Source organism: Amycolatopsis sacchari, from assembly GCF_900114035.1.
GTDB classification, from domain to species: domain Bacteria; phylum Actinomycetota; class Actinomycetes; order Mycobacteriales; family Pseudonocardiaceae; genus Amycolatopsis_E; species Amycolatopsis_E sacchari.
In genome coordinates this window covers 257,816-283,806 of record NZ_FORP01000005.1, presented here as the reverse complement: position 1 = coordinate 283,806, position 25,991 = coordinate 257,816, and the positions used below count along the sequence as shown (strand labels likewise).

The 25,991-nt window shown below is 72.4% G+C and carries 18 protein-coding genes; 7 read left to right on the top strand and 11 right to left on the bottom strand.

Features of this window, described 5'->3' with window-relative positions:
• Nucleotides 1–171: 171 nt before the first annotated feature.
• From BMZ92_RS11710 to BMZ92_RS11690, 5 genes are all read right to left on the bottom strand, one after another.
• Nucleotides 172–6,261 (bottom strand): type I polyketide synthase, encoded by a 6,090-nt coding sequence (locus tag BMZ92_RS11710; protein ID WP_091506061.1) that lies wholly within the window; start codon nucleotides 6,259–6,261, stop codon nucleotides 172–174.
• 17 nt (nucleotides 6,262–6,278) lie between these two features.
• Nucleotides 6,279–7,454, bottom strand: coding sequence for a geranylgeranyl reductase family protein (locus BMZ92_RS11705; protein WP_091506060.1), 1,176 nt, complete (start codon nucleotides 7,452–7,454; stop codon nucleotides 6,279–6,281).
• 178 nt (nucleotides 7,455–7,632) lie between these two features.
• Nucleotides 7,633–8,388, bottom strand: coding sequence for an N-acyl homoserine lactonase family protein (locus tag BMZ92_RS11700; RefSeq protein ID WP_091506058.1), 756 nt, complete (start codon nucleotides 8,386–8,388; stop codon nucleotides 7,633–7,635).
• Entirely contained in the window at nucleotides 8,385–9,722 is a 1,338-nt protein-coding gene (locus tag BMZ92_RS11695; protein WP_091506057.1) for an MFS transporter, read from the bottom strand. Before BMZ92_RS11695 ends, BMZ92_RS11700 begins: the two co-directional genes overlap by 4 nt.
• A 126-nt stretch (nucleotides 9,723–9,848) precedes the next feature.
• Entirely contained in the window at nucleotides 9,849–10,502 is a 654-nt protein-coding gene (locus tag BMZ92_RS11690) for a TetR/AcrR family transcriptional regulator (protein ID WP_091506055.1), read from the bottom strand.
• Between the two features lie 119 nt (nucleotides 10,503–10,621).
• Here BMZ92_RS11690 and BMZ92_RS11685 point away from each other — a divergent pair, with 119 nt between their 5' ends.
• Genes BMZ92_RS11685 through BMZ92_RS11670 form a run of 4 tightly spaced genes read left to right on the top strand, consistent with a single transcriptional unit; the run spans nucleotide 10,622 to nucleotide 14,615 of the window.
• Nucleotides 10,622–11,497, top strand: a complete 876-nt coding sequence (locus BMZ92_RS11685; RefSeq protein ID WP_245783011.1) for a shikimate dehydrogenase — start codon at nucleotides 10,622–10,624, stop codon at nucleotides 11,495–11,497.
• Nucleotides 11,484–13,292 (top strand): bifunctional sugar phosphate isomerase/epimerase/4-hydroxyphenylpyruvate dioxygenase family protein, encoded by a 1,809-nt coding sequence (locus BMZ92_RS11680; protein WP_091506054.1) that lies wholly within the window; start codon nucleotides 11,484–11,486, stop codon nucleotides 13,290–13,292. Before BMZ92_RS11685 ends, BMZ92_RS11680 begins: the two co-directional genes overlap by 14 nt.
• Before the next feature lie 33 nt (nucleotides 13,293–13,325).
• Nucleotides 13,326–13,934 (top strand): TetR/AcrR family transcriptional regulator, encoded by a 609-nt coding sequence (locus BMZ92_RS11675; protein WP_091506052.1) that lies wholly within the window; start codon nucleotides 13,326–13,328, stop codon nucleotides 13,932–13,934.
• Nucleotides 13,935–13,961: 27 nt separating this feature from the next.
• Nucleotides 13,962–14,615, top strand: coding sequence for a class I SAM-dependent methyltransferase (locus BMZ92_RS11670; RefSeq protein ID WP_245783010.1), 654 nt, complete (start codon nucleotides 13,962–13,964; stop codon nucleotides 14,613–14,615).
• Here the strand turns inward: BMZ92_RS11670 and BMZ92_RS11665 are convergent.
• The 5 genes from BMZ92_RS11665 to BMZ92_RS11645 all read right to left on the bottom strand — a co-directional run bounded on the left by BMZ92_RS11665 (nucleotide 14,569) and on the right by BMZ92_RS11645 (nucleotide 22,070).
• On the bottom strand, nucleotides 14,569–15,342 hold the full coding sequence (locus BMZ92_RS11665) for a FadR/GntR family transcriptional regulator (RefSeq protein ID WP_091506050.1): 774 nt from the start codon (nucleotides 15,340–15,342) through the stop codon (nucleotides 14,569–14,571). The genes BMZ92_RS11670 and BMZ92_RS11665 overlap by 47 nt on opposite strands.
• A gap of 591 nt (nucleotides 15,343–15,933) precedes the next feature.
• Nucleotides 15,934–17,061: a 3-isopropylmalate dehydrogenase gene (locus BMZ92_RS11660; protein ID WP_091506049.1), complete on the bottom strand. Its 1,128-nt coding sequence runs from the start codon at nucleotides 17,059–17,061 to the stop codon at nucleotides 15,934–15,936.
• A gap of 2 nt (nucleotides 17,062–17,063) precedes the next feature.
• Nucleotides 17,064–19,214, bottom strand: coding sequence for a hydantoinase B/oxoprolinase family protein (locus BMZ92_RS11655; RefSeq protein ID WP_091506047.1), 2,151 nt, complete (start codon nucleotides 19,212–19,214; stop codon nucleotides 17,064–17,066).
• Between the two features lie 19 nt (nucleotides 19,215–19,233).
• Nucleotides 19,234–21,336: a hydantoinase/oxoprolinase family protein gene (locus tag BMZ92_RS11650; protein WP_091506046.1), complete on the bottom strand. Its 2,103-nt coding sequence runs from the start codon at nucleotides 21,334–21,336 to the stop codon at nucleotides 19,234–19,236.
• 44 nt (nucleotides 21,337–21,380) lie between these two features.
• Nucleotides 21,381–22,070: a GntR family transcriptional regulator gene (locus BMZ92_RS11645; protein WP_245783009.1), complete on the bottom strand. Its 690-nt coding sequence runs from the start codon at nucleotides 22,068–22,070 to the stop codon at nucleotides 21,381–21,383.
• 174 nt (nucleotides 22,071–22,244) lie between these two features.
• Between BMZ92_RS11645 and BMZ92_RS11640 the strand changes: the two genes are divergently transcribed.
• Both BMZ92_RS11640 and BMZ92_RS11635 read left to right on the top strand, forming a co-directional pair.
• Nucleotides 22,245–23,708, top strand: coding sequence for an aldehyde dehydrogenase family protein (locus tag BMZ92_RS11640; protein ID WP_091506044.1), 1,464 nt, complete (start codon nucleotides 22,245–22,247; stop codon nucleotides 23,706–23,708).
• Nucleotides 23,705–24,481, top strand: a complete 777-nt coding sequence (locus BMZ92_RS11635) for an SDR family NAD(P)-dependent oxidoreductase (protein WP_091506042.1) — start codon at nucleotides 23,705–23,707, stop codon at nucleotides 24,479–24,481. The genes BMZ92_RS11640 and BMZ92_RS11635 overlap by 4 nt, the downstream gene beginning before the upstream one ends.
• Before the next feature lie 10 nt (nucleotides 24,482–24,491).
• Here the strand turns inward: BMZ92_RS11635 and BMZ92_RS11630 are convergent, their stop codons facing one another.
• A complete protein-coding gene (locus tag BMZ92_RS11630) occupies nucleotides 24,492–24,944 on the bottom strand; it encodes a MarR family winged helix-turn-helix transcriptional regulator (RefSeq protein WP_091506040.1) in 453 nt (150 codons plus the stop codon).
• Nucleotides 24,945–25,042: 98 nt separating this feature from the next.
• On the opposite strand from BMZ92_RS11630, the gene BMZ92_RS11625 reads away from it, so the two are divergent.
• Nucleotides 25,043–25,951, top strand: a complete 909-nt coding sequence (locus tag BMZ92_RS11625) for an alpha/beta hydrolase (protein WP_091506039.1) — start codon at nucleotides 25,043–25,045, stop codon at nucleotides 25,949–25,951.
• The last annotated feature ends 40 nt before the right edge of the window (nucleotides 25,952–25,991 follow it).

Below are 25,991 nucleotides of genomic sequence, written 5' to 3'. Positions count from 1 at the left end.
GCCCGCGCCGGGCGCCCGCGCCTCGGCGACTGCCGCTACCGGTCCACCAACCCGAACGCCGCCCCAGCTGGCCGGGCCGGACGGTGGCTTGCCGCGAACCCCACCCGCCACCGGTCGCCACCGACTGCTCTCGCCGGGCCGCCCCGGCCGCCCCCGCCGGGGCGGCAACCCCTACCGGCCCGGCTGCCCGAGCCGCGAATCGAGATGCGTGGCGAGTTCCGCGGGTGACGGGTGGGCCCACACGTCGGCGGGGGTCAGGGCCACCTCCAGGTCCGCCTGCAGCTTGCGGGTCAGGGCCACCGCGAGAAGGGAATCCAGGCCTAGATCCGTGAACTTGGCGTGCGCGGGCACGCCATCCGGCTGGGTGCCCAGCAGTGCGGCCAGCACCTGCACCACCGCCTGCTGCACCAGCTGCGTCCTCGCCGGGCCCGGTTCCTCCGCGTGCAACCGGGCGGCCGGTGCCGCCTCGACGGGCGCGGCCGTGCCCAGTTCCGCCAGCAGCGGGCTGTCCGCGGCGTGCGGGAAGGCCCGGAACAGCGCCTCCGGCTGGTAGTCGAACACTCCCGTGTGGACCCTCTGATGCCGCAGAAGTGCTTCCAGCGTCGCGAATCCGTCTGCGGTGGACAGGGTGTCGAAACCCCGGTCGGCGAAGCCCGTCGCCCGGCCCGCCTCACCCCAGGCACCCCAGTCCACCGACAGCGTCGGGAGCCCCTGGTCGTTGCGCCAGCGGGCGAACGCGTCCACCCACGCGCCCGCCGCGGCGTAGTTCGCCTGGCCCGCGTTGCCCAGCATCGCCGTCATGGACGAGAACACCACGAACCAGTCCAGCACGTGGTCCCCGACCGCCTCGTGCAGGTTCGCCACGCCCGTGACCTTGGGATGCCACACGCGGGCCAGCTTGTCCGCGGTCAGGCCCGCCAGTGGGGTGTCGTCGAGGACCACGGCGGTGTGCAGCACCCCGCGCAGACCGGGACCGGCCGCGTCGACGAGCCGTCGTGCCGTGTCCGGATCGGCGATGTCGCCCCGCACGAATTCCACCTCACAGCCCGCGACACGGAACGCTTCAGGCGACGGCTCACCACGACCCCCGAGGACGACCCGCCCTGCTCCCGCTTCGGCCAGCCAGCGGAGCGCCTCCAGCCCGAGCCCGCGAGTCCCGCCGGTGACGATGTACGCGCCACCAGGACGGACAACGGCCTCCCGTGCAGGCTGGTGGACAAGCAAACGTGTGCCCGCAGGTGGGAACTCGAGCACGATCCGTCCAATGTGGTCACCCGAGGCGAGCTTTCCGAACCCCTCCACCGCTTCCGTCAGCGGCACGACCGTGCGAGCGGGCAAGGGCAGCCGTCCCGCTTCAAGCTCTGCCACCACCCGGTGCAGCGCAGCACGGAACACCGCGGGTTGTTCCGACGCGGTGAGGACGAGGTCCAGCGCCGTGTAGGTGACGCCGTGCCGGAACGCGTCGAGGCCGATCCGGGCGCCGTCGTACAGGTCGCGCTTGCCGATCTCGACGAAACGCCCCGTCGGAGCGAGCAGGCCCAGCGAGGCCTGCATCGCTTCCCCCGTCAGGGAATTGAGCACCACGTCCACGCCCCGGCCACCCGTCGCCGCCCGTACCCGCTCCGGGAAGTCCAGCCCGCGGGAGTCGAAGACGTGCTCGACCCCCTGCTCACGCAGGTAGCGGCGCTTGGCCTCGGTACCCGCCGTGCCGATCACGGTCGCGTCCAGCAGCCGGGCGACCGCGACCGCGGCCAGCCCGGTACCCCCGGCGGCCGAATGCACCAGCACGGTTTCGCCCGCTCGCAACCGCGCGAGGTCGTGCAACGCGTGCCAGGCCGTGACATAGGTGAGCACGGCGGGAGTGGCGTCCAGCAGCGACAGGTCGCCCGGCACGCGCACCGTGAACTCCGCCTTCGCCAGGCACGCCGACGCCATCGTCCCCGTGCCCTCAGGCACCACGGCCACGACCCGGTCCCCCACGCCCAGGTCGTGGACGCCCTCACCCACGGCGAGCACCACGCCTCCCGCGTCCGACCCGAGCCGGGGCAACGTCCCGTCATCCGTGGGGTAGATGCCGAGCGCGATCAGGACGTCGCGGAAGTGGATCGTCGTCGCCTCCGTGCGCACCAGCACCTGTCCCGGCCCCGGCGTGGGCAGGGGTTCCTCGACGGCGGTGAGGCGGATCCGCTCCAGCCCGCCGTCCGGATCGGCTTCGAGCACGTACTCGTCCGCCACCACCTCACCGGCCGGACGCGGCGGCCGCGCGGCCAGCGGCGCCCGCGTCATCCTTGCCACGTAACGCTGTCCCGCCCGCCAGGCCACCTCCGTCTCCGCCGAGGCCGCGGCCAGTTCGACCGCGATGTCCGCGGTGCTGTCGCCGTCGATCCACGTCATCCCGGACTCGGGCTGTTCGATCGCGGCCACCCGCAGCAGCCCGCGCAGCGCACACACGCCGGGCGCCACCGGGTCGCCGTCCAGCACGGCGCGCGCCCCGGTGCTGACCACCCAGATCCTCGGCGGGTCGGACCGGTGCGCGTGCTCGCGCAGCAGGTCCGCGAGCCGTGTCACGCGGTCGAGGTCGTCGAGCGATCCCGTGGCGCACCAGACGATTCCCGCGTCACCGTCGGCAGGGACGTCCTGGACGACCACGGCGTCCGACAGGGCGGCGGCGAGCCGGCGAGCCACGCCGTCGCGGTCCCCCGGCTCCTCCACCACCACCCAGTTCGCGGGCCCGGGACGTTCGGCGGGCACCGGCGCGGGCTGCCACGAGATCTCGAACAGGCGGGAGTTCAGCAGCGCCCGCGCCGAGGAGGTGCTGGTGTTCCGGACGAGCTCGACGTCCTCCAGCGCACCGATCCACTCCCCCGCCTCGTCGTGGAGGTCGGCACGCCCGGTCGCCGCGCCGGGACCGGTGTGCCGCACTTCGGGCCGGACCCACGTGATCCGCCCGGGATCGCCGGGAAGCACGACCTCGCCGATGCGTGCGGGCAGCCACGGCGAGTCCCCACCGGGGTCGTCGCGGACCAGCAGCGCGGCGACCGAGAGCACGCAGCCGTCGACGAGCACCGGATGCACCTTCGGCGCCCCCGTGCGGATTTCGGCTTCCTGCGGCACTTCCAGCCGGGTCACGCCGTCGTCGGCGACCGCGGCGATGGAGTGGAAAGCCGGGCCGGTGTCGAGCCCGATCCGGCGGAACCCCTCGTACAGGTCCCCGGGCGCATGCGTCCCGGCGGGCACGGGCAGGGCGGGCCTCGCGTCGGCGGCCTCCTCGCAGCGGGTGGCGGTCGCGGCGGCCACGCGGTCCCAGCCCGCACCGCTGCGCTGCACGATCTCCACGTCCACGCGGAGGCCGGACCGGCTCGCCAGGACGTGCACCGGCACGGAAGGCGCCAACGGCAGCATCCGTTCGAACCGCACGCCGGTCAGGCACACCTCGTCGAGCGCGCAGTCCAGCAGTTCCGTGGCGGCGGCGAGCACCAGCTCGACGTGGACGGCACCCGGCACCAGCGCCGTGCCCCGCAGGGTGTGCTGGCTCAGCCACTCGACACGACCGGTGCCGAGGTCGCCTGCCCAGACGTGGCGCGTGCGGTCCTCGGCGTCCTGGTCGGGGACCACCGAACGCTCCTCCAGCCAGGGATGTCCCGCTGTGCCGCGGTTTCCGCGTGCGGGCTCCTGCCAGTACCGGGCGCGGTCAAACGCCGTGGGCGGCAGCGGTGTCGGCACACCCCCGCCGTTCACCGCGCCGAGGTCGACCGGAACCCCCGCCACGTGCAGCGACGCCGCGGACCGGCACAGCGCCTCGCGTCCGCCCTGGCCCCGCACGAGCGAGGGCACAGTGGCGACCGGAGCGCCCAGCGCCGCCGCGGTCTCCTCGACGGCCTGCGTCAGCAGCGGGTGCGGGGACAGCTCCAGGAACGCCCGGTGCCCGTCCTCCACCAGCGCCCTGCTCGCCAGGTCGAACCGGACCGGGGCACGCAGGTTCCGCGCCCAGTAAGCGCTGTCGAAGACTACTGGAGTCCGCGGATCGACGGCGGTGGAGTAGAACGGCACCTCCGGCGGCGCTCCCGCCAGCCACGACGTCCGTGCCACGATCTCGTCGAGGATCGGCTCGACCTGGGCGGAATGCGCCGCCACGACCACGGCGATCCGTTTGCAGAACACGCCCCGGCGCTGCCAGCCCCGCACCAGTTCTTCGACCGCCTCCTCGTGCCCCGCGACGACAGTGGACGCCGGTGCCGTCACCACCGCCACGGACACGCCCGGCACTTCCGCGATCTCGTCCTCGACCTCGGCGACGGGGAGCGCGACCGCGACCATCCGGCCCCCGGCCACCCGCTGCAGCAACGACGAGCGGGCGAGGGTGATGCGCATGCCGTCCTCCGGCGAGAGGATCCCCGCCGCCACGGCCGCGGCCGCCTCGCCCATCGAATGCCCCACCACGGCGGCCGGGCGCAGGCCCCAGCTCCGCCACACCTGGGCGAGCGCGGTCTGCACCGCGAACACCACCGGCTGCACGACGTCCATGTGCTCCAGGGGTTCGCCCGATCCGAGCAGCCGCCGCACCGGCACCCCGTCCGCCACGGCGTCGAGGCGGTCGATCATCTCCGTGAACGCGGCGTCCCGGTCGAGCAGGTCACGGGCCATCCCGGGCCACTGCCCGCCGTGCCCGGAGAAGACCCACGCCGGCATCCCGGGAGCGCCGGTGGCTCCCGGGACGATCGCCGGGTGCTCGCGCTCCTCCGCGAGTGCGCGCAAGCCTTCGGCGAGTTCCGCTTTTCCTTCCGCCACAATGCAAGCGCGGGTCGAAAGGTGACTTCGCCGCGTCGCGAGCGTGTGTGCCACGTCGTCGGGCCGGGCGGCTTCGACACGCTCGGCGAGCCGGCCGGCGGTGGCCGCCAGTCCCCCGCGTGAAGCCGCGGACACCGCGTGTACCAACGGTTTCGCGACCACCGGGCGTCGGCGCACCACTGGCACAGGGGGTTCCTCGACGATGGCGTGCGCGTTGGCCCCGGTGACCCCGAACGCCGACACCCCGGCCCGGCGCGGCCCGCCGGTGTCCTCCCACGTCGTTTCCGCCGTGGGTATGAAAAAGCGGCTGCCCTCGGCGTCGATCTCGGGGTTCCAGCGGGTGAAGTGCAGGTTCGCGGGGATCTTCCCCTCGCGCACCGCCAGCGCGGCCTTGATCAGCCCCAGCACACCCGCCGCGCTTTCCGGGTGCCCGATGTTGGTCTTGAGCGCGCCGAGCGCACACGGTGTCTCCGCCGGACCGTAGGCGTCCGACAGGGCACCGAACTCGATCGGATCGCCGACCGGGGTGCCCGTGCCGTGTGCTTCCACGTAACCAATCGCGCCAGGATCGACGCCCGCCGCCCGCATCGCCGCTGTCACCACCGCCCGTTGCGCCGAGCGGGACGGCTGGGTGACCCCGCGGACCCGTCCCGCGTGGTTGATCGCGGTCCCGGTGATCACGGCCAGCACCCGGTCGCCGTCGCGCCGGGCGTCGGCCAGCCGCTTGAGCGCGACCACCCCGCACCCCTCGCCGCGCACGAACCCGTCCGCGCTCACGTCGAACGCGGCACACCGCCCGCGCGTGGAAAGTGCGCCCGCGCGGGCGAAACCCACGAGCCCGCCCCACTCCAGCTGCACGGTGACCCCGCCGGCCAGCGCGAGGTCGCTCTCGCCGTCGTGCAGCGAACGGCACGCCAGGTGCACCGCGATCAGCGACGACGCGCAGGCCCCGTCCACGGCGAGAGAGGGGCCGTTGACGTCGAGGATGTAGGAGATCCGGCCCGGCGCGCCGGACGGGACGGCGGAAATGCCGTGGTAGACGTTGAAGTCCGCGAGCGTGAACCGCTTCGCGTAGTCGGCACCGCTGATCCCGACGAACAGCCCCGTGCGCGAACCGGCCAGCGACCGGGGCGGCACACCGGCGTCTTCCAGCGCCTCCCACGTCGTCTCCATGAGCAGCCGGTGCTGCGGGTCGACGCTCGCGGCCTCCTGCGGGGGGATCCCGAAGAACCCCGGGTCGAACAGGTCGATGTCGTCGAGGAACGAGCCGCTGCGGAGCATCCCCGAGCCGGCGAGATCGGCGGGCACCACCCGTTCGCCCACGTCCCAGCGTCGTCCCGGATCCGAGCCCCGCACCACGTCACGGCGGTCCAGCAGCAGCTGCCACAGCTCGTCGGCGGAGGTGACCCCGCCGGGGGTGCGGCAGCCCGTGCCGATGATCGCCACGGGGGTCTGGTTCCGGTCTGTCGCCATGAGGAAGTCCTCTCTGTTCACGGAAGGAGCCCGGCGACCGCCAGCGCGGCCCTGGCGGGGCGCGTGCCGAGGACGTCGGGGATGGTGGCGGTGCCCGCCAGGTAGGAGTCGAGCCGCTGCCACACCGGCGGGACGGACGTCAGTGCCGTGTGGACGAGGCCGGGCCGCCGGGTGAAGAGGTCCATGATCCGGCGGGAGGCCCGCATCTCCGCGCCGAGCGTCGTCATGACGGCCGCGGTGTACGCGCCGCGTGCCCGCCGGAGCTCCGCTTCGTCGTGTGCTCGCACCATCCGCGCGGCCGCCTCGCCCGCCCACGCGCCCGAGCGCAGCGCGAAGGAGATCCCCTCGCGCGACCACGGGTCGCACAGCCCGGCGGCGTCACCGGCCAGCAGGACGCGGCCCCGCGCCAGCGGCGAGTCCGGACGGCGGCACCTCGTCAGGTGTCCCGTGTCGTGCACGGGAACCCGCTCGTCGAGCCCGTGGCGCCGGAGGAACTCCCGCAGGTAGGACTTGGTGTCCTCGCCCCGCCCCTTCGCCGCCACGACGCCCGCGGTGCAGATGTCGCCCTTGGGGAACACCCAGCCGAAGGAACCGGGCAGCGGGCCCCACTCCATCAGCATGCGGCCGCGCCACCGGTCCGCCGTCCGCGGCCCGACCGGCACCTCGACCTCCAGCGCGAGATCCACCTGCTCGCAGCGCACCCCGACGTGCCTGCCGATCCGGCTCGCGCTGCCGTCCGCGCCCACCAGGACGCGGGCACGCACCCGGGCACCGGCCGCGGTCCGCACCGTGACGGTGCCGTGCCCGTCCTCGACGGCGAGCACCGGTGTCCGGTCCGCCACCAGGGCGCCCGCGCTCGCCGCGGCCCGCGTCAGCGCGGCGTCGAGCTCGTCGCGGAAGACCATCTTGCAGCGCCCGGCGGACCGCATCGTGCGTTCCCTGCGGCCCCGCAGGCCGAAGGTCACCGCGTCGATCTCGTCCCGGACGGTGAGCGGCAGGCCCTCCGGCAGGTGGTGCTGGGAGCAGCCGATCAGCCCGCCGCCGCAGGTCTTGTACCGCGGTATCGCCGCCCGTTCGAGCAACAGCACGCGGCACCCCGCCGCGGCGGCCGCGCGGGCCGCGCTCGCACCGGCCGGCCCCGCACCGACCACCACGACGTCCCACGTGTCACTGGCGAATTGTTCCACACCCATGGTTCTCCACGTCCTGATCTGTCCACAAAGGATTCTCAGGGGAAGAACCGCGAAATGTGACAGAATCTCCGATGTTCGGAATGCACGTATTTCGCGTTGTCGGCGGGTGCCGGTGGGACAACTATGGGCAGAAGGCGGCGGCGCGGGCAACCGCCGTCACGCGATCGAGTAGGGATTCCTACGCGATCCGGGCCACGCGCTCGGTCTCGGCGGGAAACCGGTGCAGCACCTCGGGATCGTGCCCGGCGACGACCAGCGACGGGGCATCGGCGAGGGCGTTGATCCGGTCGAACGCGGCGTACATGCCCGGCATCGAGTGCAGGATCGGGAAGGGCCGGTCGTCCTCGATGTTCTCGTAGAAGTGGCTCGCGTCCGACGCGAGCACGACCCGGCCGCGCTCCGTCGAGACCCGCACCACCTGCATGCCCGCGGTGTGGCCGCCGACCAGGTGCACGCTCAGCCCCGGCAGCACCTCGGCGTCACCGGACACGACGTCGGCACGGCCGGACCCGAGGACCGCGTCGACGTCGCCGGGGTCCACCAGCCACTTCTCCCGCTCTATGCGGGCGGCAACCGGGCCGGTCCAGTAGTCCACTTCGGACTGTTGCACGACGTACCTGGCGGAGTGGAACGCCGCGGCGGTGCCGGTGTGGTCGTAGTGCAGGTGGGTCAGCACCACCCGGTCCACCGACCCCGCCGGCACCCCGAACTCCGCCAACAGCGCGGAAGGCTCGACGTAGTCGTCGAAACCCTCCGCGCGGGACGGGCCGATCCCCGTGTCGACGACCACGGTGTGCTCCGCCGAAACGGCCAGCCACACGTAGTACGCCGTGGGGTGCGGCTCGTCCCAGCGCTCGTCGTAACCGCAGAAGTGCTGGCCACGCCGTCCGGTGCGCCGCGCGTAGCACAGCGCGTAGACGCGGTAGGTGCTCAACCACGCACCTCGGTCTTCACCGGCAGCGGCGCGGGGTCCTTCAGGCCCAGCCGGTCCGTGGGCACCCGGTAGGTCTCCCGCCCGGTGGCCACCGCGATCACGTTGACCAGGCACAGTCCCGCGGTGAAGAGCGAGACCCCGAGCCACGCGCCCTTGCCGGAACCGCCGACCGCGGCCGCGATGCTCGGCAGGAAACCGCTGATCGCGAACCCGATCTGCGTGCCGATCGCCATACCGGACAACCGCACGCGCGCGGGGAACATCTCCCCGTAGAACGACGGCCACACCGCGCTCGTCATGGTATAGACCACACCGAACATGGCGATGCCGAGCACGAAGATCCACGCCCACGACCCCGCGGCGATCGAGCCGAGGTACGGGAAGATCAGCACCGCGCACCCCAGCGAGCCGATGACGAAGACCGGTTTGCGCCCGGCGCGGTCGGAAAGCTTGGCCCACAACGGGATCGACACCACCGCGGCGATGTTGGCGAGCACCCCGACCCACAGCATCGGCGTCCTGGACAGGCCCACGGTGTTCACCGCGAAGCTCAGCGCGTACACGGTGAAGATCGTGCTCACCGAAGCGATCAGCGCCGCGACGATCACCCGCAGCACGTCGGCCCAGTGGTCCCGCAGCAGCACGACCAGCGGCAGTTTCGCCGCCTCGCCCTTGACCTCCTGCTCGAACACCGGCGTCTCCTGCAGCCTGCGCCGGATCAGGTAGCCGACGAGCACCATGACCGCGCTGAGCCAGAACGGGACCCGCCAGCCCCACGACAGCAGCGCCGGCGAGGGCAGCGCGGCGACCGGCAGGAACACCGCCGTCGCCACGATCTGGCCCGCCTGCGTGCCGCTGAGGGTGAAGCTCGTGAAGAACGCGCGGCGGTGGTCGGGCGCGTGCTCCAGGCTCATCGAGTTGGCGCTCGCCTGCTCGCCGCCCGCGGAAAGCCCTTGCAGGAGCCGGAGGACCACCAGCAGGACGGGTGCGGCGAGCCCGGCGCTCGCGTAGCTCGGCAGGCAGCCGACGAGCACTGTGGACACTCCCATGAGCAGGAGGGTGAGCACCAGCACGCGTTTCCGCCCGAACCGGTCGCCGAGGTGGCCGAGCAGGATCCCGCCCAGCGGCCGGGTCACATAGCCGACACCGAACGTGGACAGCGCCAGCAGGGTGCCCGCCGTCGGGTTCGAGGCCGGGAAGAACACCTTGCCGAAGACGAGGGCCGCGGCGGTGCCGTAGATGAAGAAGTCGTAGTACTCGAGCGCGCTCCCGATCCACGCCGCGAGCGCGGCCTTCCTGGGCGTGCCCCCGCTGGTGTCTGGCTGGGCGGTCACGTCGATCTCCTCTGTCGCGCCGTTGCAGAAGCAGGATTGAACGGACTGGATAGTTATGTACCAGATGGTTAATTGGAGATGCTGTGGCACGCGAGGACGCTTGTCAAGAGGCGATCCGGCGGCGGCTCAGCGCGCGGTGAGGTAGTCCAGCACCAGCTCGCCGAGCATCGTGCGGTAGTGCGCACGCCGTCCGGGGTCGAGCATGTCCCGGCCGAAGATCGCGCGGAACGTGTACCGGTTCCCGGTCCGGAACACGCAGAACGCGCTGATGATCATGTGCACGTCCAGGGGGTCCACGTCGTCGCGGAAGATCCCCTCGGCGCGCCCGCGTTCGAGGATCCGGCCGAGCACGTCCAGCGCCGGCGTCGCGAGCCCGGACAGCATGGACGAGCGCCCGATGTGCTCGGCCCCGTGGATGTTCTCGATGCCGACCAGGCGGATGAAGTCGGGGTGGGACTCGTGGTGGTCGAAGGTCAGCTCCGCGAGCTGGCGGATCGCGTCGGCGGGGCTGAGGTGCTCGACGTCCAGCTCCTGCTCCAGACCGCGGATCAACGCGTACGCGCGTTCGAGGACCGCGATGTAGAGCCCCTCCTTGCTGCCGAAGTAGTAGTAGATCATCCGCTTGGTGGTGCTGGTCTTCGCGGCGATCTCGTCCACCCTGGCGCCGTCGTACCCCTTGTCGGCGAACTCGCGCGTGGCGACTTCGAGGATGTCGGCACGCGTGCGGTCACGGTCGCGCGTGCGCTCCGCCCCTGCGGCTTCGCCGGGTTGCGCGCTCAAGAAGTCCCCTCCGAGCTGGTGTTTCCAGTGCCGCCACTGTAACGCCTCTTCCGCCGGGCCCCCCTGGTGCGTACAATTAACTAGCCAGTTCGTACATTGCCTGCGTGCGAGGAGACCGAGTGATCTCTAGTGACAGCCACCTGATCGGACTGGTCGGCACGGGGATCGGGCCGTCGCTGACCCCCGCGCTGCACGAACACGAGGCGGCCGCGCTGGGGCTCCGCTACCTGTACCGCCTGCTCGACCTGGACGCGCTCGGCCTGCCGCCCGCCGCGGTCGGCGAGGTGCTCGCCGCGGCGAGGCTCACCGGGTTCACCGGGCTCAACGTCACGCACCCCGTCAAGCAGCTGGTCATCGAGCACCTCGACGACCTCTCCCCCGACGCGGCGGCGCTCGGCGCGGTCAACACCGTGGTCTTCCGCGACGGCAAGGCGATCGGGCACAACACCGACGTCTCCGGGTTCGCCCGCAGCGTCGGCGCCGGGCTCGCGGACGCCCCGCTCGACCACGTCGTGCTGATCGGCGCGGGCGGCGCCGGGGTCGCGGTCGCACACGCGCTACTCACCCTCGGGGCCGGCGAGATCCGCGTGGTCGACACGGACCGGTCCCGTGCCGGCACGCTCGCCTCGCACCTGCGCCGCCGCTTCGGCGCGGACCGGGCGCGGCGCGCGGACGACCTCGCCACCGCGCTGCGCGGCGCCGACGGTCTCGTGCACGCCACCCCCACCGGGATGCGCGAGCACCCCGGTTCGGCCGTGCCACCGGAGCTGCTGCGGCCGGAGCTGTGGGTGGCCGACGTCGTGTACCGCCCGCTGGACACCGAACTGCTCACGACCGCCCGCGCCAGGGGGTGCCGGGTGCTCGACGGGGGCCGGATGGCGGTCTTCCAGGCCGCGGACGCGTTCCGGCTGTTCACCGGCCTCGAACCGGACGCGGACCGGATGCTCCGCCACTTCGACACGCTCGTCCGTGAGGATGCCCATGTCCCGAACTGACCGCCGGAGCATCGCCACCGTCTGCCTGTCCGGCACGCTGGAGGACAAGCTCACCGCGGCCGCCGCGGCCGGGTTCGACGGGGTGGAGATCTTCGACAACGACCTCATCGCCTCGCCGGAATCCCCCGCCGCGCTGCGCAAGCACTGCGAGGAGCTCGGCCTGTCCATCGAGCTCTACCAGCCGTTCCGGGATTTCGAGGCGGTGCCGCCGGACGTGCTCGCGTCGAACCTGCGCCGCGCCGAGCGCAAGTTCGACGTCATGGAGCAGCTGGGCGCGGACACCCTGCTCGTCTGCTCCACCGTCTCCCCCGACGCCGTGGACGACGACGACCTCGCCGCCGAACAGCTGCACCTGCTGGCTTCGCGGGCGGCCGAGCGCGGGATCCGGATCGCCTACGAGGCGCTCGCGTGGGGCCGGTTCGTCAACACCTACGACCACTCCTGGCGGATCGTCCGGCGCGCGGACCACCCCGCGCTGGGGCTGTGCCTGGACAGTTTCCACATCCTCTCCCGGGGCACGGACCTGGCGGGCATCCGCACGATCCCCGCGTCGAAGCTGTTCTTCCTGCAGCTGGCGGACGCGCCGCGGCTGGACATGAACGTGCTGCAGTGGAGCCGCCACTACCGGCTCTTCCCCGGGCAGGGTTCGTTCGACCTCCCCGGTTTCCTGCGGGCGGTGCTGGCCGCCGGGTACGACGGGCCGTTGTCGCTGGAGGTGTTCAACGACGTCTTCCGCCAGGCCGACCCCCGGCCGGCGGCGGTGGACGCGATGCGATCGCTGGTGAGTCTGCAGGAAGCCGTGGGGCACACCGACATCCCGGCGCCGCCGGAGCTGGCGGGGCATTCCTTCGTCGAGCTGAGCGCGGCCGGGCCGGAGACGGCGGCGACGCTGGCCGCGCTCGGCCTCACCCACGCCGGACAGCACCGGTCGAAGCCGGTTCAGTTGTGGCAGCAGGGAAACGTGCGCGTGCTGCTCAACTCCGCGGACGCGAGCGGCGGGACGCGGATCGGGGCGATCGCGGTGGACAGCGCCGACCCGGCCGCCTCGGCGGACCGGGCCGAGAAGCTGCTCGCACCGAAGCTGCCGCGCGAACACCGCGCGGACGAAGCGGACCTGACCGCGGTGGAGGCGCCGGACGGGACGGCGGTGTTCCTGACCCGTACCGACGCGTGGCTGGCGGACTTCACCCCGGTGGACGGGCCACGCCACGACACGGGACTGACCGGGATCGACCACGTCGCGCTGACCCAGCCCTTCGACCACTTCGACGGCGCGGCCCTGTTCTACCGGTCGGTGCTGGGCCTGCGGCCCGAGGCGGCAGCCGAGTTCGCGGCGCCGTTCGGCCTCGTGCGCAGCCTGCCCATGGCCGATCCGGGACACCGGGTGCGGCTGGCGTTGAGCGTGGCGGTGCTGCGGCGCGGCGAGTGGGCCCCGGGTGTGCAGGACCCGCAGCACATCGCGCTCGCGAGCGAGGACGTGGTGGCGAGCGCCGAGCGGATGCGGGCGCTGGGCCTGCGGACACTGGAGATCCCGGACAACTACTACGACGACCTCGACGCGCGGCTGGAGCTGCCCGCTGGGCTGCTCGCGAAGCTGCGTGAGCACTCGATCCTCTACGACCGCGACGAACGGGGTGAGTTCCTGCACTTCTGCACCCCGCTCGGCACCGGTTCGCGGGTGTTCTTCGAGGTGGTGCAGCGGATCGGCGGCTACGCGGGGTACGGCGCGGCGAACGCGCCCGTGCGCATGGCCGCGCACCGCAGGGCGCGGCTCGGCGGTGCCCCCACTTCCTGACCGATCGGTGCCGAAGGGGCATACCATGCGGTCATGGGCTCCAGCGGGAAAGCTCCGATCGGCCGGCCGAGGGGCTTCGACGAGGACGAAGCACTCGAGCGCGCGATGGTCGTCTTCTGGCGGCAGGGCTACGAAGGCGCCAGCCTCACCGACCTGACCGACGCCATGGGCATCGCGCGCACCAGCATGTACGCGGCCTTCGGCAACAAGGAGGAGCTGTTCCACAAGGTCCTGCGGCGCTATGCCGAAGGCCCCGCCGCCTACGTCGGCCAGGCGCTGGAGGAGCCGACCGCCCGGGAGGTGGTGGCCACGTTCCTCACCGGCTCGGTGCGCGCCACCACCCAGCCCGGCTTCCCGCACGGCTGCCTGGCGGTGCAGGGCGCGCTCGCGGCGGGGGACCTCGGCCGGCCGGCGCGCGACACGTTGATCGCCTGGCGGGACGAGGTGTGCGCGCGGCTGCGTGACCGCTTCCAGCAGGCCGTCGACGGCGGTGAGCTGCCTACGGGCACCGATCCCGCGGTGCTCGCCCGCTACGTCATGACGGTGGCGCACGGCATCGCGGTCCAGGCCGCGGGCGGCGCCGAACGCGCCGAACTGGAGCAGGTGGCCGACCTGGCGCTGCGGAACTGGCCGCCCGTCTGATTCCCGGCGGCGGCTAGGGTTTCCGCCGTGACCGACTCCGTCTCGCACGCCTACGACGCCGTCGCGGCGCTCTACGCCGAGTTGTTCAGCGACATGCTGGAAACCCTGCCGCTGGAACGGGCGCTGCTGGCCGCGTTCGCCGAACTCGTGCGGGACCGGGGGCCGGTCGCGGACGTCGGGTGCGGTCCGGGGCAGGTGACCGCGCACCTGCACGCGCTCGGGCTGGACACCTTCGGCGTGGACCTGTCCGCCGAGATGGTCGCCCTCGCCCGCCGCGCCCACCCCGGGCTGCGGTTCGACGAGGGCTCGATGACTGCGCTCGACCTCGGCGACGGGGTGCTCGGCGGGGTGCTCGCGTTCTTCTCCACCATCCACACGCCGCCACCGGAGCTGCCCGCGGTGGGCGCGGAGTTCCGGCGGGTGCTGGCGCCGGGCGGTCACCTGCTGCTGGGCTTCCTCGCCGGGGACGGCCCGTTGCCGCGGGAGGTCGACCACAAGGTCGCGCCCGCGTACGAATGGCCGCCGGACGCGCTGGCGGACCTGTTGCGGGAAGCCGGGTTCAGCGAGGTCGGCCGCATGGAGCGCGCGCCGCACGAGGGCGAGCGTTTCCGGTCCGGCTACCTGCTGATGCGGGCTAACCCGGCAACCGCCCGCCGCATTCGCGAACCAGGTCGGCCATGATCTCCCTGTCCGCAGGGGACACGTAGTCGGCGTAGTAGGCGTAGAGGGTTTCGCGGGCGAGGCGTGAGGCCAGCAGGCCGTCCCGCTCGGAGATCGCCGCGAACACCGCCCTGTGGTGGCGGATGGACTGCAGCATGAGCGCCGTCTGGTCGTCCGCGTCGAGGATGGTCTGCTGGATCAGCTTCAGGATCGCCTCGCGCGTGACGTCGCCGTAGACCTGGACGAGCGGGTTGCCCCCGGCTTCGGCGATGAGCTCGTGGAACTCCAGGTCGGCCCGGCTGAACTCGGCGTAGCCCCGGTGCAGGCAGGCCCGCATCCGCGCCATGTTGCGTTCCAGCGCCAGGAGCTGTTCGTCGGTGCGGCGCGCCGCGGCGAGCAGGTTCGCGGCCGCGTCGGCGATCATGCGGAACTGCACCAGCTCCGCGAGCCCCCACGCGCCGCCCGACGTCAGCATCGCCACCGACCGGCGCACCGGCTCCACCGACAGCGGCAGCACCAACGGCCCGCGCGGGTCCCGCGGCCGCGACTTCACCAGGTGCATGTTCTCCAGCACCCGCAACGCTTCCCGCACCGACGCCCGCCCGATGCCGAACTGCTCGACGAGCTCGCGCTCGCTGGGCAGCCGGTCGCCGGGCTTGAGCTCACCGGAGGCGATGGCGTCCTGCACGTGGTCGACGACCCGCTGGAAGAGCCGTTCGCCGTCCACTGCCACCCCTCCCGCCGTCACGATCCTCAGCCTCCGACGATACCGGCGAGCGCCGTCGCCGGTGAGCGGCCCGGGCCGGCGGCCGCCGCCGGATCGGCAGCCGTGCCTGGCCTCGGGCGGGCGGGCAGCCGAGCGCGGAGGCCGCCGGGTTGAGGTGAGCGGCCTCGGCCGATCACCGCCGGATAGCCACCCCACGCCAGGCCCGGGCGGGCGGGCAGCTCGCCGAGCGCGGAGGCCGCCGGGGTTGGGGCGAGCGGCTCCGGCCACCGATCACCGCCGCAGCCGAGGCAGGCGGCCCCACCAGCGACCGCCGCCGGATCGCCACCCCATGCCAGGCTCGGACAGGGCGGACACCGCGCCGAGCACGGACACCGCCGCAGCCGAGGCAGGCAGCCTCGGCCACCGATCACGCCGGATCACCGCCCATGCCAGGCCCCGGGCAGGGCAGGCAGCCCGCCGAGCACGGACACCGCCGCAGCCGAGGCAGGCGGCCCCGGCCACCGATCACCGCCGAATCGCCACCCGCTCCCCGCCCTGACCGGGCAGCCCGCCGCGACCGGACGCCGCGGCAGCCCGCCGAGACCGGCCAGCCACCCCCTCCCGCCGCGATGCTCAGCCTCCGACGATCCCCGCGAGCGCGGTCATCAGCGACCGCGCCGGGTCACCGATCGCGGCGGGGTCCACGTCCGTGACCCGCTTGGCGATCCGGTCGCCGATCGCGGTCGTGTCGCCGCCCATGCTGGGGCCGGACAGGGCCGGCATCTCCGCCAGCACGGACGCCGCAGCGGCTTCCAGCGCCAACGCCGCGTCCCGCTCGCCGAGGCCCGCCAGGCACAGCGCCGCCGACAACGCCGCCGCGGCCGGGTTCGCCCAGCCCTTCCCCGCGATGTCCGGCGCCGAGCCGTGCACCGGTTCGTACATGCTCGGCGCCGTGCCCCGCGGGTTCTGGTTGGCGCTGGCCGCCACTCCGAGCCCGCCCTGCACCGTCGCACCGAGATCGCTGAGGATGTCGCCGAACAGGTTGTCCGTCACCACGACGTCGAACCGGCCGGGGTCCAGCGGCAGGTGCAGGCACAGCGCGTCCGCGTGCACGTAGTCGTGCTCCACGTCCGGGTACCGCGTGGCCACCTCGTCCACCACGTCCTGCCACAGCTGACCCGCGTGCACGAGGATGTTCTTCTTGTGGCACAACGTCAACCGCTTCCGGCGCGCCGCCGCGAGCCGGAACGCGAACTCGACCGCCTCCGTCGTCGCGGCGACCGTCGTGATCGAGTTCTGGATCGCGACCGCGTTGGGCGTGCCCGGGTGCGACGTCGAGCCGCCGCCCGCGTAGAGGCCTTCGGTGTTCTCGCGGACGATCACCAGGTCGCAGTTCTCCGGCGACACCCCCACGACGGGACTCCGCACCCCGGGGTACAGGCGCACGGGCCGGACGTTGACCGACTGCGCGAACGCGACCCGCAGCGCCACGATCAGCCCGCGTTCGAGCACACCCGGCGGCACGCGCGGATCGCCGACCGCGCCGAGCAGGATGGCGTCGTGCCGGCGCAGCTCAGCGAGCGCAGCCTCGTCGAGCGCGACGCCGGAGCGCAGGTACGCCTCGGCGCCCAGGTCGAAATCCGTGGTCTCGACGGCGAAGCCGTACCGGTCGGCGGCGGCCCGGACCCCGGCGAGCGCTGCCGCGGTCACGTCGGGTCCGATGCCGTCGCCGCCGATCACGGCAAGGTGGTGAGTGCGCATGTTCAGTCCTGCAAAGCGAAGTCGCGCCACGTCTTGCCGTCCGCGGGCTCGACGTCCACCCACAACGCGGTCACGCAGTGCGGGCAGACGTACGCCACCGCCCCGAGCGCGTCGTGGACCTCCACGCGAGAGCCGAGGTCCTCCGGACCGAGCGGCACGCGCCCCGCGACCTTCTCCCATCCACCGGTGAGGTCCCCGAGCACCTGACCACAGTGGCGGCACGACCCGACCAGCCCGTCGGCGGTCCGGTGCGTCAGCAGCGCCGCACCCCAGATCCCGGTCGGTTCGCCCGACACCGCAACGGGTTCCGCCTGGGGGCTGATCATCCGGCTGCGGCGGGATTCCCGGATACGTTCCCGCAGGGCGTCGGTCGCCGCCTGGTCGACCTCGCCGTCCCGCAGCGCGACGCCGTAGAGGCGCGAGGCCGCTTCGACGCTGACCGCGCCGGATTCGACGTCGGCCAGCACCTTCGCCGGGTCGCGCAGCAGCGGATCGCCGTAGCCGCCGCCGTTCTGCACGGTGCACTCGAAGACGTCGCCGTACGCGATCCGGGCGGCCGGGGCCACCCCGGGCAACACCTGGTGCTCGCCGTCGAGCTCGGTCAGCGCCTCGACGGGTGCGCCGGAACCGAACCGCTCCAGCGCGTTCGCCCCGGTCACCCGCTCGAAGCGGGCGCACGAGCCCGGCAGCCCGCCGAACAGTCCGGTCCGGTTCGGCAGTGCGACACCGTGGGTGCCGAGCACGCCCGTGACCTCCTGCGTGTCGATCGGGGTCAGCGCGAACTGGATCCCGTTGCCACCGCGGAAAGTTCCGGCACCGCCGGAGTCCGGCACCATGCGGCGCCACAGGTACAGCAAGGGATGGCGCATCTCCTGCTGCTCCACGTCGGTCGCGCCGCCGGAGAGGATCACCATCGCTCCCCCGGCGTCGACCCCGTCGCGGAAGGAGAACGCGGGACCGCCCCACAGCAGGGAGTCCATGTACATCGAGGCGAACGGCTCGCCGTGCTGGTCGATCCCGCCGAACTGGTTGAGCTGCCAGGAACCGTCCGAGGGCCCGAAAGCGTAACCTTCGTACTTGTCCGAAAAGGACAGCATCTTGGCGATCGCGCCCCCGGCCGAGCAGGTCGCGGTCCAGTTCGCGCCCGCGGCACCGCCGGAGACGGGCATCGGCTCGACCGCCGTGACGCACAGCCCGTCCGGCGCGGTGACCTCGACCGGCCGCATCAGGCCGTGGTTCCACGGGATGTCGGCGCCGAAGGTGATCAGCATGAGCGTCGCGACCGCGCCGAGCAGACCGCCACGAGTGGTCATGCCGTAGGCGGGCGACTGCGGGCTCGCGTCCGAGAAGTCGAACACCAGCCGATCGCCGGTCTTCTCCAGGCGGCACGGCACCTGCAACAGCTCGATGCCGTCGCCACCCGGCCGGTCCAAATAGGACGTGTGCTCGTACACGCCGTCCGGCAGTTCCCGAAGCAGGGCACGGAGATCGGCCTCGGAGTTGTCGAGCGTCTTCTCCATCGTGGCGCGCACGGCGTCAGCGCCGTAGCGGTCACACAGCTCGTGGAAACGTTGCTCGGCCACGCGTAGCCCGGCCAGGAACGCGCGGAAGTCGTTGGCCACGGTGTCGTGCATGCGGGAGTTGAGGACGACGGTGTCCCACAGCTCCTGGTTCAGCACGTCCTTGCGCACGATCCGGCCCGGCGGGATGCGGATGCCCTCCTGGAACACGTCGGTCGCGGTGGTGCACCAGCTGCCCGGGTCCATGCCGCCGAGGTCGACCTGGTGGGCCATGCAGCCCAGCCACGCCACGATCTCGCCGTCGCGGAACACCGGTTTGCAGAACTGGACGTCGTTCTGGTGCATCGCGGCGAGGTAGGGGTCGTTGATGATGAAGACGTCCCCCGGCTCGATGTCGTCGTAGCGGTCGAGGAACACCTCGATCGCCATGGCGCCGGTGTAGATCGGGGTGAGCAGGTAGGTGCCGATGATCGCCATCTCACCGGCGGCGGTGTAGATGCCGAAGTTGTAGTCGGTGGCGTGCACGACGGGTGAGCCCGAGACGTGCTCGACGGTGGTGCCGCCCTCGGAGTTGATGGACCAGAGCTTGTGCCGGATGACCTCGTAGGTGACCGGGTCGACGGTGGTGGTCATGCGTGTTTTCCCTTCCCGGTCAGCGGTTCTGGATGACGATGTCGCCGAAGCGGTCGATCTCGGCGTCCTGCCCGGGACCGATCACGACGGTGGTGTCCCGCAGCTCGACGATCGCGAGCCCCTCGATGCGCAGCCCGTCGTGCAGGTGCTCGGTGCGGTACACCGCCGCGTCGCGCCACTGGCCGCCGGAGAACACGCGCCGCGTGCCCGGTTCGGCGCCGCCCACCGCACCGAGCGTGCCTGCGTCGAACTCGGCCCGCGGCACGGGACTCGTGGCGACCACGCGGAACGTGGTGATTTCCAGCCCGCCTTCGAGGAACGCGGCGCCCTTGCCGAAGCGCCCTTCGTAGATCTCGACGAACTTCTCGACCATCGCGTTGACGTCCGCCGCGGTGATCCGCTCCGCCTCGACCGGCACGGTGAGCACGTGGATCTGCGCGCGGAACCGGATTTCCACGAACTTCGCGAACGAGATCGTCTCCGGCGCGGCCCCGGCGGCGACCAGGTCGCGGCGGGCGCGGGAGGCCAGCTCGTCGAACGTGGCGTTGAGCTCCTCCGGTGCCAGCGCGGACGCATGGTCGGTCGTGCCGGGCGGGGTCTGCAGGGGTTTGGACAGCTCCTCGACCATCGTCAGGTCGGAGCAGCCGATGCCGAACGCCGAGTGGACGGACGCGGTGAGCGGCACGACGATCTGCGGGCAGCCGAGTTCGGCGCCGTAGGAGAAGGCGTGCAGCGGCCCGGCGCCGCCGTAGGCGAAGACGGCGAAGTCGGCCGGGTCGTAGCCCTGCTCGACCGTGACCTGGCGGACCAGGTCGGCCATGCGAGCGTCCACAATGGTCTTGATGCCCTCGGCGGCTTCCTCGACGGACAGCCCCGCGGGCTTCGCGACATGTTCCTCGATCGCCGCGCGGGCCTTGTCCACGTCGAGCTTCAGCCTGCCGCCGAGGAAGTTGTCCGGGTTCAGGTAGCCGAGCACGAGATCGGCGTCGGCCACGGTGGGCCTGGTCCCGCCCCGGCCGTAGCAGGCGGGACCGGGACGGGCACCGGCCGATTCCGGGCCGACGCGCAGAACTCCGTTGCGCACCGAGGCGATCGAACCCGCACCCGCACCGATCGCACGCACCGCGACAGACGGGAGCGCGAGCTCGTCACGGCCGATGAGCGTCGTGTTCGACATGACCGGGCGGCCGTCGAGGACGAGACCGACGTCGAAGCTCGTGCCGCCCATGTCCGTGGTGACGATGTTGCGGTACCCGTTGCGGGCCCCGGCGAACTGCGACGCGACGACACCGCCGACTGGGCCGGACATCACGGTCGCGGCGGCCCGCTTCTCGACCTCCGCGAACGTCGCCAGCCCGCCGTTGGACTGCATCAGCAACGGCCCGGTCTTCAGGCCCGCCTTCGCGAGGGTGTTCTCGAACGAGTCGAGCGAGGTCTTCAGCACCGGGCGCAGGCTCGCGTTGACGGCGGTGGTCAGCGTGCGCTCGTACTCCCCGATGCGCGGCAGGAACTCCGACGACAGCGTGACCGACGCGCCGGGCACCTCCTCCTCGATGATCTCCGCGACGCGCCTTTCGTGCACGTCGTTGGCGAAGGACCACAGCAGGGACACCGCGAACACCTCGGCGCCCGCGTCCTTCAGCTCACGGACCGCGCGCCGGACGTCGGCCTCGTCGAGCGGACACACCACGCGCCCGGCGTAGTCGACGCGCTCGGTGATCTCCGCGATGAGCCGCCGCGGCACCGCGGCCGGCTGCTTGACCAGCGTGCGGAAGCGCTTGATCTCGTCCTCTTCCAGGCCGGTCGCCTTGAACCCGCGCATGATCGGGAGCGTGTCGCCGAACCCGCGGGTCTGGATGAGCCCGACCTTGCGGCTGCGGCCCTCCAGCATGGCGTTGGTGGCGACGGTGGTGCCATGGGCGAACACCTCGACGTCGGCCAGCAGCCGCTCCAGCGGGACACCGCGCTCACCCGCCGCGAGCTCGAGCGTGTCGAGCACGCCCTGCGCCGGGTTGTCGGGCACGGTGGAGGACTTGTAGCGGCCGACGCCGCCGTCCGAGTCGATCACGACGGTGTCGGTGAAGGTGCCTCCGATGTCGGAGGCCACGTAGTAACTGGGCATCCCGGCGTTTCACTCCTTTGTGCGCTGACTCCGGATCGTCGAGGTCAGGACGCGTCCTCGGCCGCCGACTTCTTCTTCCGCTCGAGTTCGGTGATGGTGGCTTCGATGTGGGCCCGCGCGAGCCGTTCGGCGGCGGGGCCGTCCCCCGCCTCGATGGCGTCGGCGATGGCGGTGTGCTCGGCGATCGCCCGCAGCGCGCTCTCCGGCCGGACGAGCGCGACCGGCGCGAACACCTGCGCGGTCATTCGCAGGATCGGCAGCTGGCCGAGCACGAACTCGTTGCGGGACAGGTGCAGGACGTGCTCGTGGAAGTCCACATTGGACTCCGTGTAGTCGCGGGGCGCCCACGGGTCCACCGTCGACCGCTGGACCTCGATGGCGCGGCGGAGGTGGCGCAGGTGCGCACCGTGGTTGTGCTCCGCCGCCAGCCGGGCGGCGAGGCCGTCGACCACGGCACGCAGCTGGTAGGCGTCGAGCAGCGTGTCCAGGTCGCCGGTGATGACCTGGGCGCCCTGTCCCGCGGTGACCTTGACCAGGCCCTCCTGCTCCAGCAGCCGCAACGCCTCCCGCAGCGGGGTGCGGCTCACGCCCAGCTCGGCGGAGAGGTGTTCCTGCCGCAGCCACGAGCCCGTCGGGTAGCGGTGGGTGTAGATCCGCTCGCGGATGATCGAGGCCGTTTCGTCGACGAGCGGGACCCGCGACAGAGCTGCTCCCCCGTCCTCGCGACTGACCACGGCTCGCCTTTCCGACATTGGATACAACGCCGTCAGACTGACTCACCGACTGCCTGTCGTCAAGCCCATGAGCATGGATTTCCCTCGTCGGCGCTTGACGTCCCCGTGCGTACTGAGCCATGCTCGGACTCGCTAGCTGGTCGGACCAGCTCTTCGTCCAGAGGAGAATTTCTGATGGGTTCGCAGGCGGGTTCCGCACTGCCCGAGTTCCGCTCCGGACTGCCGGTCGGCCCCGGCTGGGTCACCGGCACCGACACCGCACCGGTGGTGTTCCCCTACGACGGCTCGGTCGTGGCGCACGCCCCGGTCGGTTCGGTCGAGCACGCGCACGCAGCGCTCGCCGCCGGGGCGGCGGCCGTGAAGCCGGTCGGCAGACTCACCTCGGCGGTCCGCCGCGCGATCCTGCTCGACGTCGAGGCCGCGCTCCGGTCGCATTCGGACGAGTTCGTCGAACTGCTCATCGCGGAGACGGGGAAGACCAGGGGCGACTGCGAAGTCGAGTTCTCGCGCACGGTGTTCACCTGGTCGGCGGCGGCCGAGGAGGTCGCCCACATCCACGGCGAGACCGTGCCGCTGGACCTGCAGGCCTCCGGCGCCGGGATGATCGGCTTCTGGACGCGCCGGCCGATCGGGCTGGTCGTCGGGATCGCCGGGTTCAACGGCCCGCTCCTGCTGGCCAGCCACAAGATCGCGCCGTCCATCGCCGCCGGCTGCCCGGTGATCTGCAAGCCCGCGCCCGCCACGCCGCTGACGGCGTTGTGGCTGGCGGACCTCGTCCGGCAGGCGGCGGCGCGGCACGGGGCGCCGCCCGAGATCGTGCAGGTGATCACCGGGGACGCGGAGGTCGGCCACACCCTGGTGACCGATCCGCGCGTGGCGGCGGTGTCGTTCACCGGCTCCGCCGCGGTGGGACACCAGATCGCGCGGGACGCCGCGCCGCGGAAAGTGTTGCTGGAGCTGGGTTCCAACGCGGCACTGGTCGTCGCGGACGACGCCGATCTCGACAAAGCGGCCGACGCGGTGCTGCGCGGCGGCTACTACTTCAACGGCCAGGCCTGCATCGCGGTGCAACGCGTGATCGTGTGCGAGGCGGTGCGCGACGAGTTCGTCGGCAAGCTCACGGCCCGCATCGGCGAGCTGAAGGTCGGCGATCCCCGCGACCCGGAAACCCGCGTCGCGCCACTGATCAACGAAGCCGCGACGCGGCGGACGCTCGACTGGATCGAACAGGCCGAGCGGGCCGGGGCGAAGGTCCTGCACGGTGGCCGGGTGGTGGACCGCACCATCGAGCCGACGATCCTGCTCGACGTCCCGGAAACCGCCGACGCCTGGTGCGAGGAGATCTTCGCGCCCGTCGTGGCCGTCCGCTCCGTGCCCGACGTGGCGACGGCGCTGGAGCTGGTCAACCGCTCGCGCTACGGCCTGCACGCCAGCGTCTTCACCCGCTCGCTCGCGACCGCGTTCGCCGCCGTCGAGGAACTGGAGGTGGGCGGCGTCGTGGTCAACGAGGTGCCCGGGTTCCGCTCGGACATCATGCCGTACGGGGGCGTGAAGGACTCCGGCATCGGCCGGGAGGGACCGCGCTTCGCGATCGAGGAACTGACCGTCACGCGCATGGCCGTCATCCGGCCGGAATGAGGGACCCCATGACCGACTACACCACGCTGTTCCGGCTCGACGGCAAGCGCGCGCTGCTCATCGGCGCCGGGGGCATCGGCAGGGAGGCCGCGCTCGCGCTGGCCGCGCACGGCGCCCAGGTGATCTGCGCCGACAAGGACCCCGAGACCGCGAAGGCGACCGCCGCCGACGCCGGTGGCGACGCGCTGGCACTGGACATCACCGACGTCGATGCCGTGGAGCGAGCCGCAGCGGAACTCGGGGACCTCGACGTGCTCGTGTTGACGGCCGCGACCAACGTGCGCAAGCGGATCCTCGACTACGCGCCCGAGGAGTTCGACCGGGTCGTCGCGTTGAACCTCAAGGCGACCTTCACCGTGCTGCGCGCCTTCGGGCGCCGGATGGTCGAGCGGGGCAGCGGCAGCATCGTGGTCTTCTCCTCCGTGCGCGGTTTCGTCGTCGAACCCGGCCAGTCGGTGTACGCCGCCACGAAGGCCGGTGCCATCCAGCTCGTCAAGACCGCGGCCGCGGAGTTCGGCGAAGCGGGGGTGCGCGTCAACGCGATCGCCCCCGGGGTCGTGGAAACCCCGCTGACGGACCAGATCAAGGCCGATCCGGGCTGGTACCAGGCCTACGCCACGAAGGGCGCGCTGGGCCGCTGGGCGAAACCGTCGGAACTGGCGGGCGCCGTGGTGTTCCTGGCCTCCGACGCGGCCGCCTACGTCACCGGGTCCACCCTCATGGTCGACGGCGGCTGGACGGCCGTGGACGGGCGGTTCACCCCGCCCGCCTGAGGCCGGGCGGTCATCCCCTCGGCAGGCCCACGCCGGCGTCCTCGACGGTCCGCCGCAGGCGCGCGAGCGTCGCGGCGAACTGGTCGAGCGACCGGGCGGTCAGCGGTTCGTCCAGCCAGGTGCTCAGCTCGTCCTCGAAGGTCTCCGTCGCCGTGTCGAGGAGCTTGCGGCCCTCCTCGGTCAGGCCGAGCAGCGACGAGCGGCGGTTCGCCGGGTTCGGACGGCGGCTCACCCAGCCGCGGGCCTCGAGCCGGTCGACACCCTTGCTCGTCGCACCCACCGTGATCGCCACCTCGCGGGCCAGGTCCTGCACGCGGCAGTCGGCCCGGTCGGCGATGATCTTCAGGAACTCGTACTGGCCCGCGCTCAGCCCGTGCTCGGCCCGCAACCGGTCGTCCACCGCGTTGTAGAGCCGCGTCTCGAACCGGACGAGGTCGGCGAACACCTGCGCGAGTTTCGCCATCCCACACCTCCCTCTGCCCGATAGTACATTCCTTGGAATAACCTTCCGCCGTCGCCTGTTACGGGACACGTTCCCGCACCGGAGACCAGGAGGACACCATGAGCCAGGCCCAGCGCGCGGCGCTCGACGCCGCGATCCGGTCGATCACGTTCGACACCAGCCGGCCGCCCGCCGAGTTGCGCGAGGGCTTCCGCGCGATGACGGCCGGGCGCCCGATCCCGCCCGGCGTCACCATCACCCCCGCCGAGATCGGCGGCCGCCCGGCGCTGGCGTTCGAGCCGGAGCGCGTGACCGCCGAGGGCACGATCCTGTACTTCCACGGCGGAGCCTGGGTCGTCGGCTCACCGGCCACGGCGCAGGCCCTCACCGCGGGACTGGTGCACCGCACCGGCATGCGGGCCGTCTCCCCGGACTACCGGCTGGCCCCGGAACACCCGTTCCCCGCGGCGATCGACGACACCCTCGCCGCGTACCGCGACCTGCTCGACCAGGGCGTGCCCGCCGAGCGGATCGTCTTCGCCGGTGACTCCGCCGGAGGCGGCCTTGCGGTGACGACGATGCTCGCGGCACGCGACGCCGGGCTGCCACTACCCGCCGGGGCGGTCGCCTTCTCGCCCGCGCTCGACGCGACGCTCAGCGGCGAGAGCATGACGACCAAGGCCGGGGTCGACCCGCTGTTCACGCGTGAGTCGCTGGGCCAGCTGCTGGCGCACTACGTGGCCGGGCAGGACCCGCGGCAGCCGCTGCTGAGCCCCGCCGTGTACGCCGACCTCGCGGGACTGCCACCACTGCTGGTGCAGGTGGGCTCGAACGAGGTGCTGCTGGACGACTCGACCCGTTTCGTCGCCCGCGCGGCCGCCGCGGGCGTCGACGTCATCCTCGACGTGACCGCGGACGTGCCGCACGTGTTCCAGTCCTCCGCCGGAATCCTCGACGAAGCGGACGCGGCGCTCGACCGCGCCGCCCGCTTCGTGCTGGACCACGTGTCACAGGCCGTGCTCGCGTAGCCCCCAGGTCGCGTTCGCCACCGTCGGGCCGCCGCTCGGC

Excerpts from the sequence above, each read along its gene's own strand:
- BMZ92_RS11710 (WP_091506061.1), bottom strand. The coding sequence starts at position 6,261 with ATGGCGACAGACCGGAACCAGACCCCCGTGGCGATCATCGGCACGGGC.
- BMZ92_RS11705 (WP_091506060.1), bottom strand. The coding sequence starts at position 7,454 with ATGGGTGTGGAACAATTCGCCAGTGACACGTGGGACGTCGTGGTGGTC.
- BMZ92_RS11680 (WP_091506054.1), top strand. The coding sequence starts at position 11,484 with ATGTCCCGAACTGACCGCCGGAGCATCGCCACCGTCTGCCTGTCCGGC.
- BMZ92_RS11675 (WP_091506052.1), top strand. The coding sequence starts at position 13,326 with ATGGGCTCCAGCGGGAAAGCTCCGATCGGCCGGCCGAGGGGCTTCGAC.
- BMZ92_RS11660 (WP_091506049.1), bottom strand. The coding sequence starts at position 17,061 with ATGCGCACTCACCACCTTGCCGTGATCGGCGGCGACGGCATCGGACCC.
- BMZ92_RS11655 (WP_091506047.1), bottom strand. The coding sequence starts at position 19,214 with ATGACCACCACCGTCGACCCGGTCACCTACGAGGTCATCCGGCACAAG.
- BMZ92_RS11650 (WP_091506046.1), bottom strand. The coding sequence starts at position 21,336 with ATGCCCAGTTACTACGTGGCCTCCGACATCGGAGGCACCTTCACCGAC.
- BMZ92_RS11640 (WP_091506044.1), top strand. The coding sequence starts at position 22,245 with ATGGGTTCGCAGGCGGGTTCCGCACTGCCCGAGTTCCGCTCCGGACTG.
- BMZ92_RS11635 (WP_091506042.1), top strand. The coding sequence starts at position 23,705 with ATGAGGGACCCCATGACCGACTACACCACGCTGTTCCGGCTCGACGGC.
- BMZ92_RS11630 (WP_091506040.1), bottom strand. The coding sequence starts at position 24,944 with ATGGCGAAACTCGCGCAGGTGTTCGCCGACCTCGTCCGGTTCGAGACG.
- BMZ92_RS11625 (WP_091506039.1), top strand. The coding sequence starts at position 25,043 with ATGAGCCAGGCCCAGCGCGCGGCGCTCGACGCCGCGATCCGGTCGATC.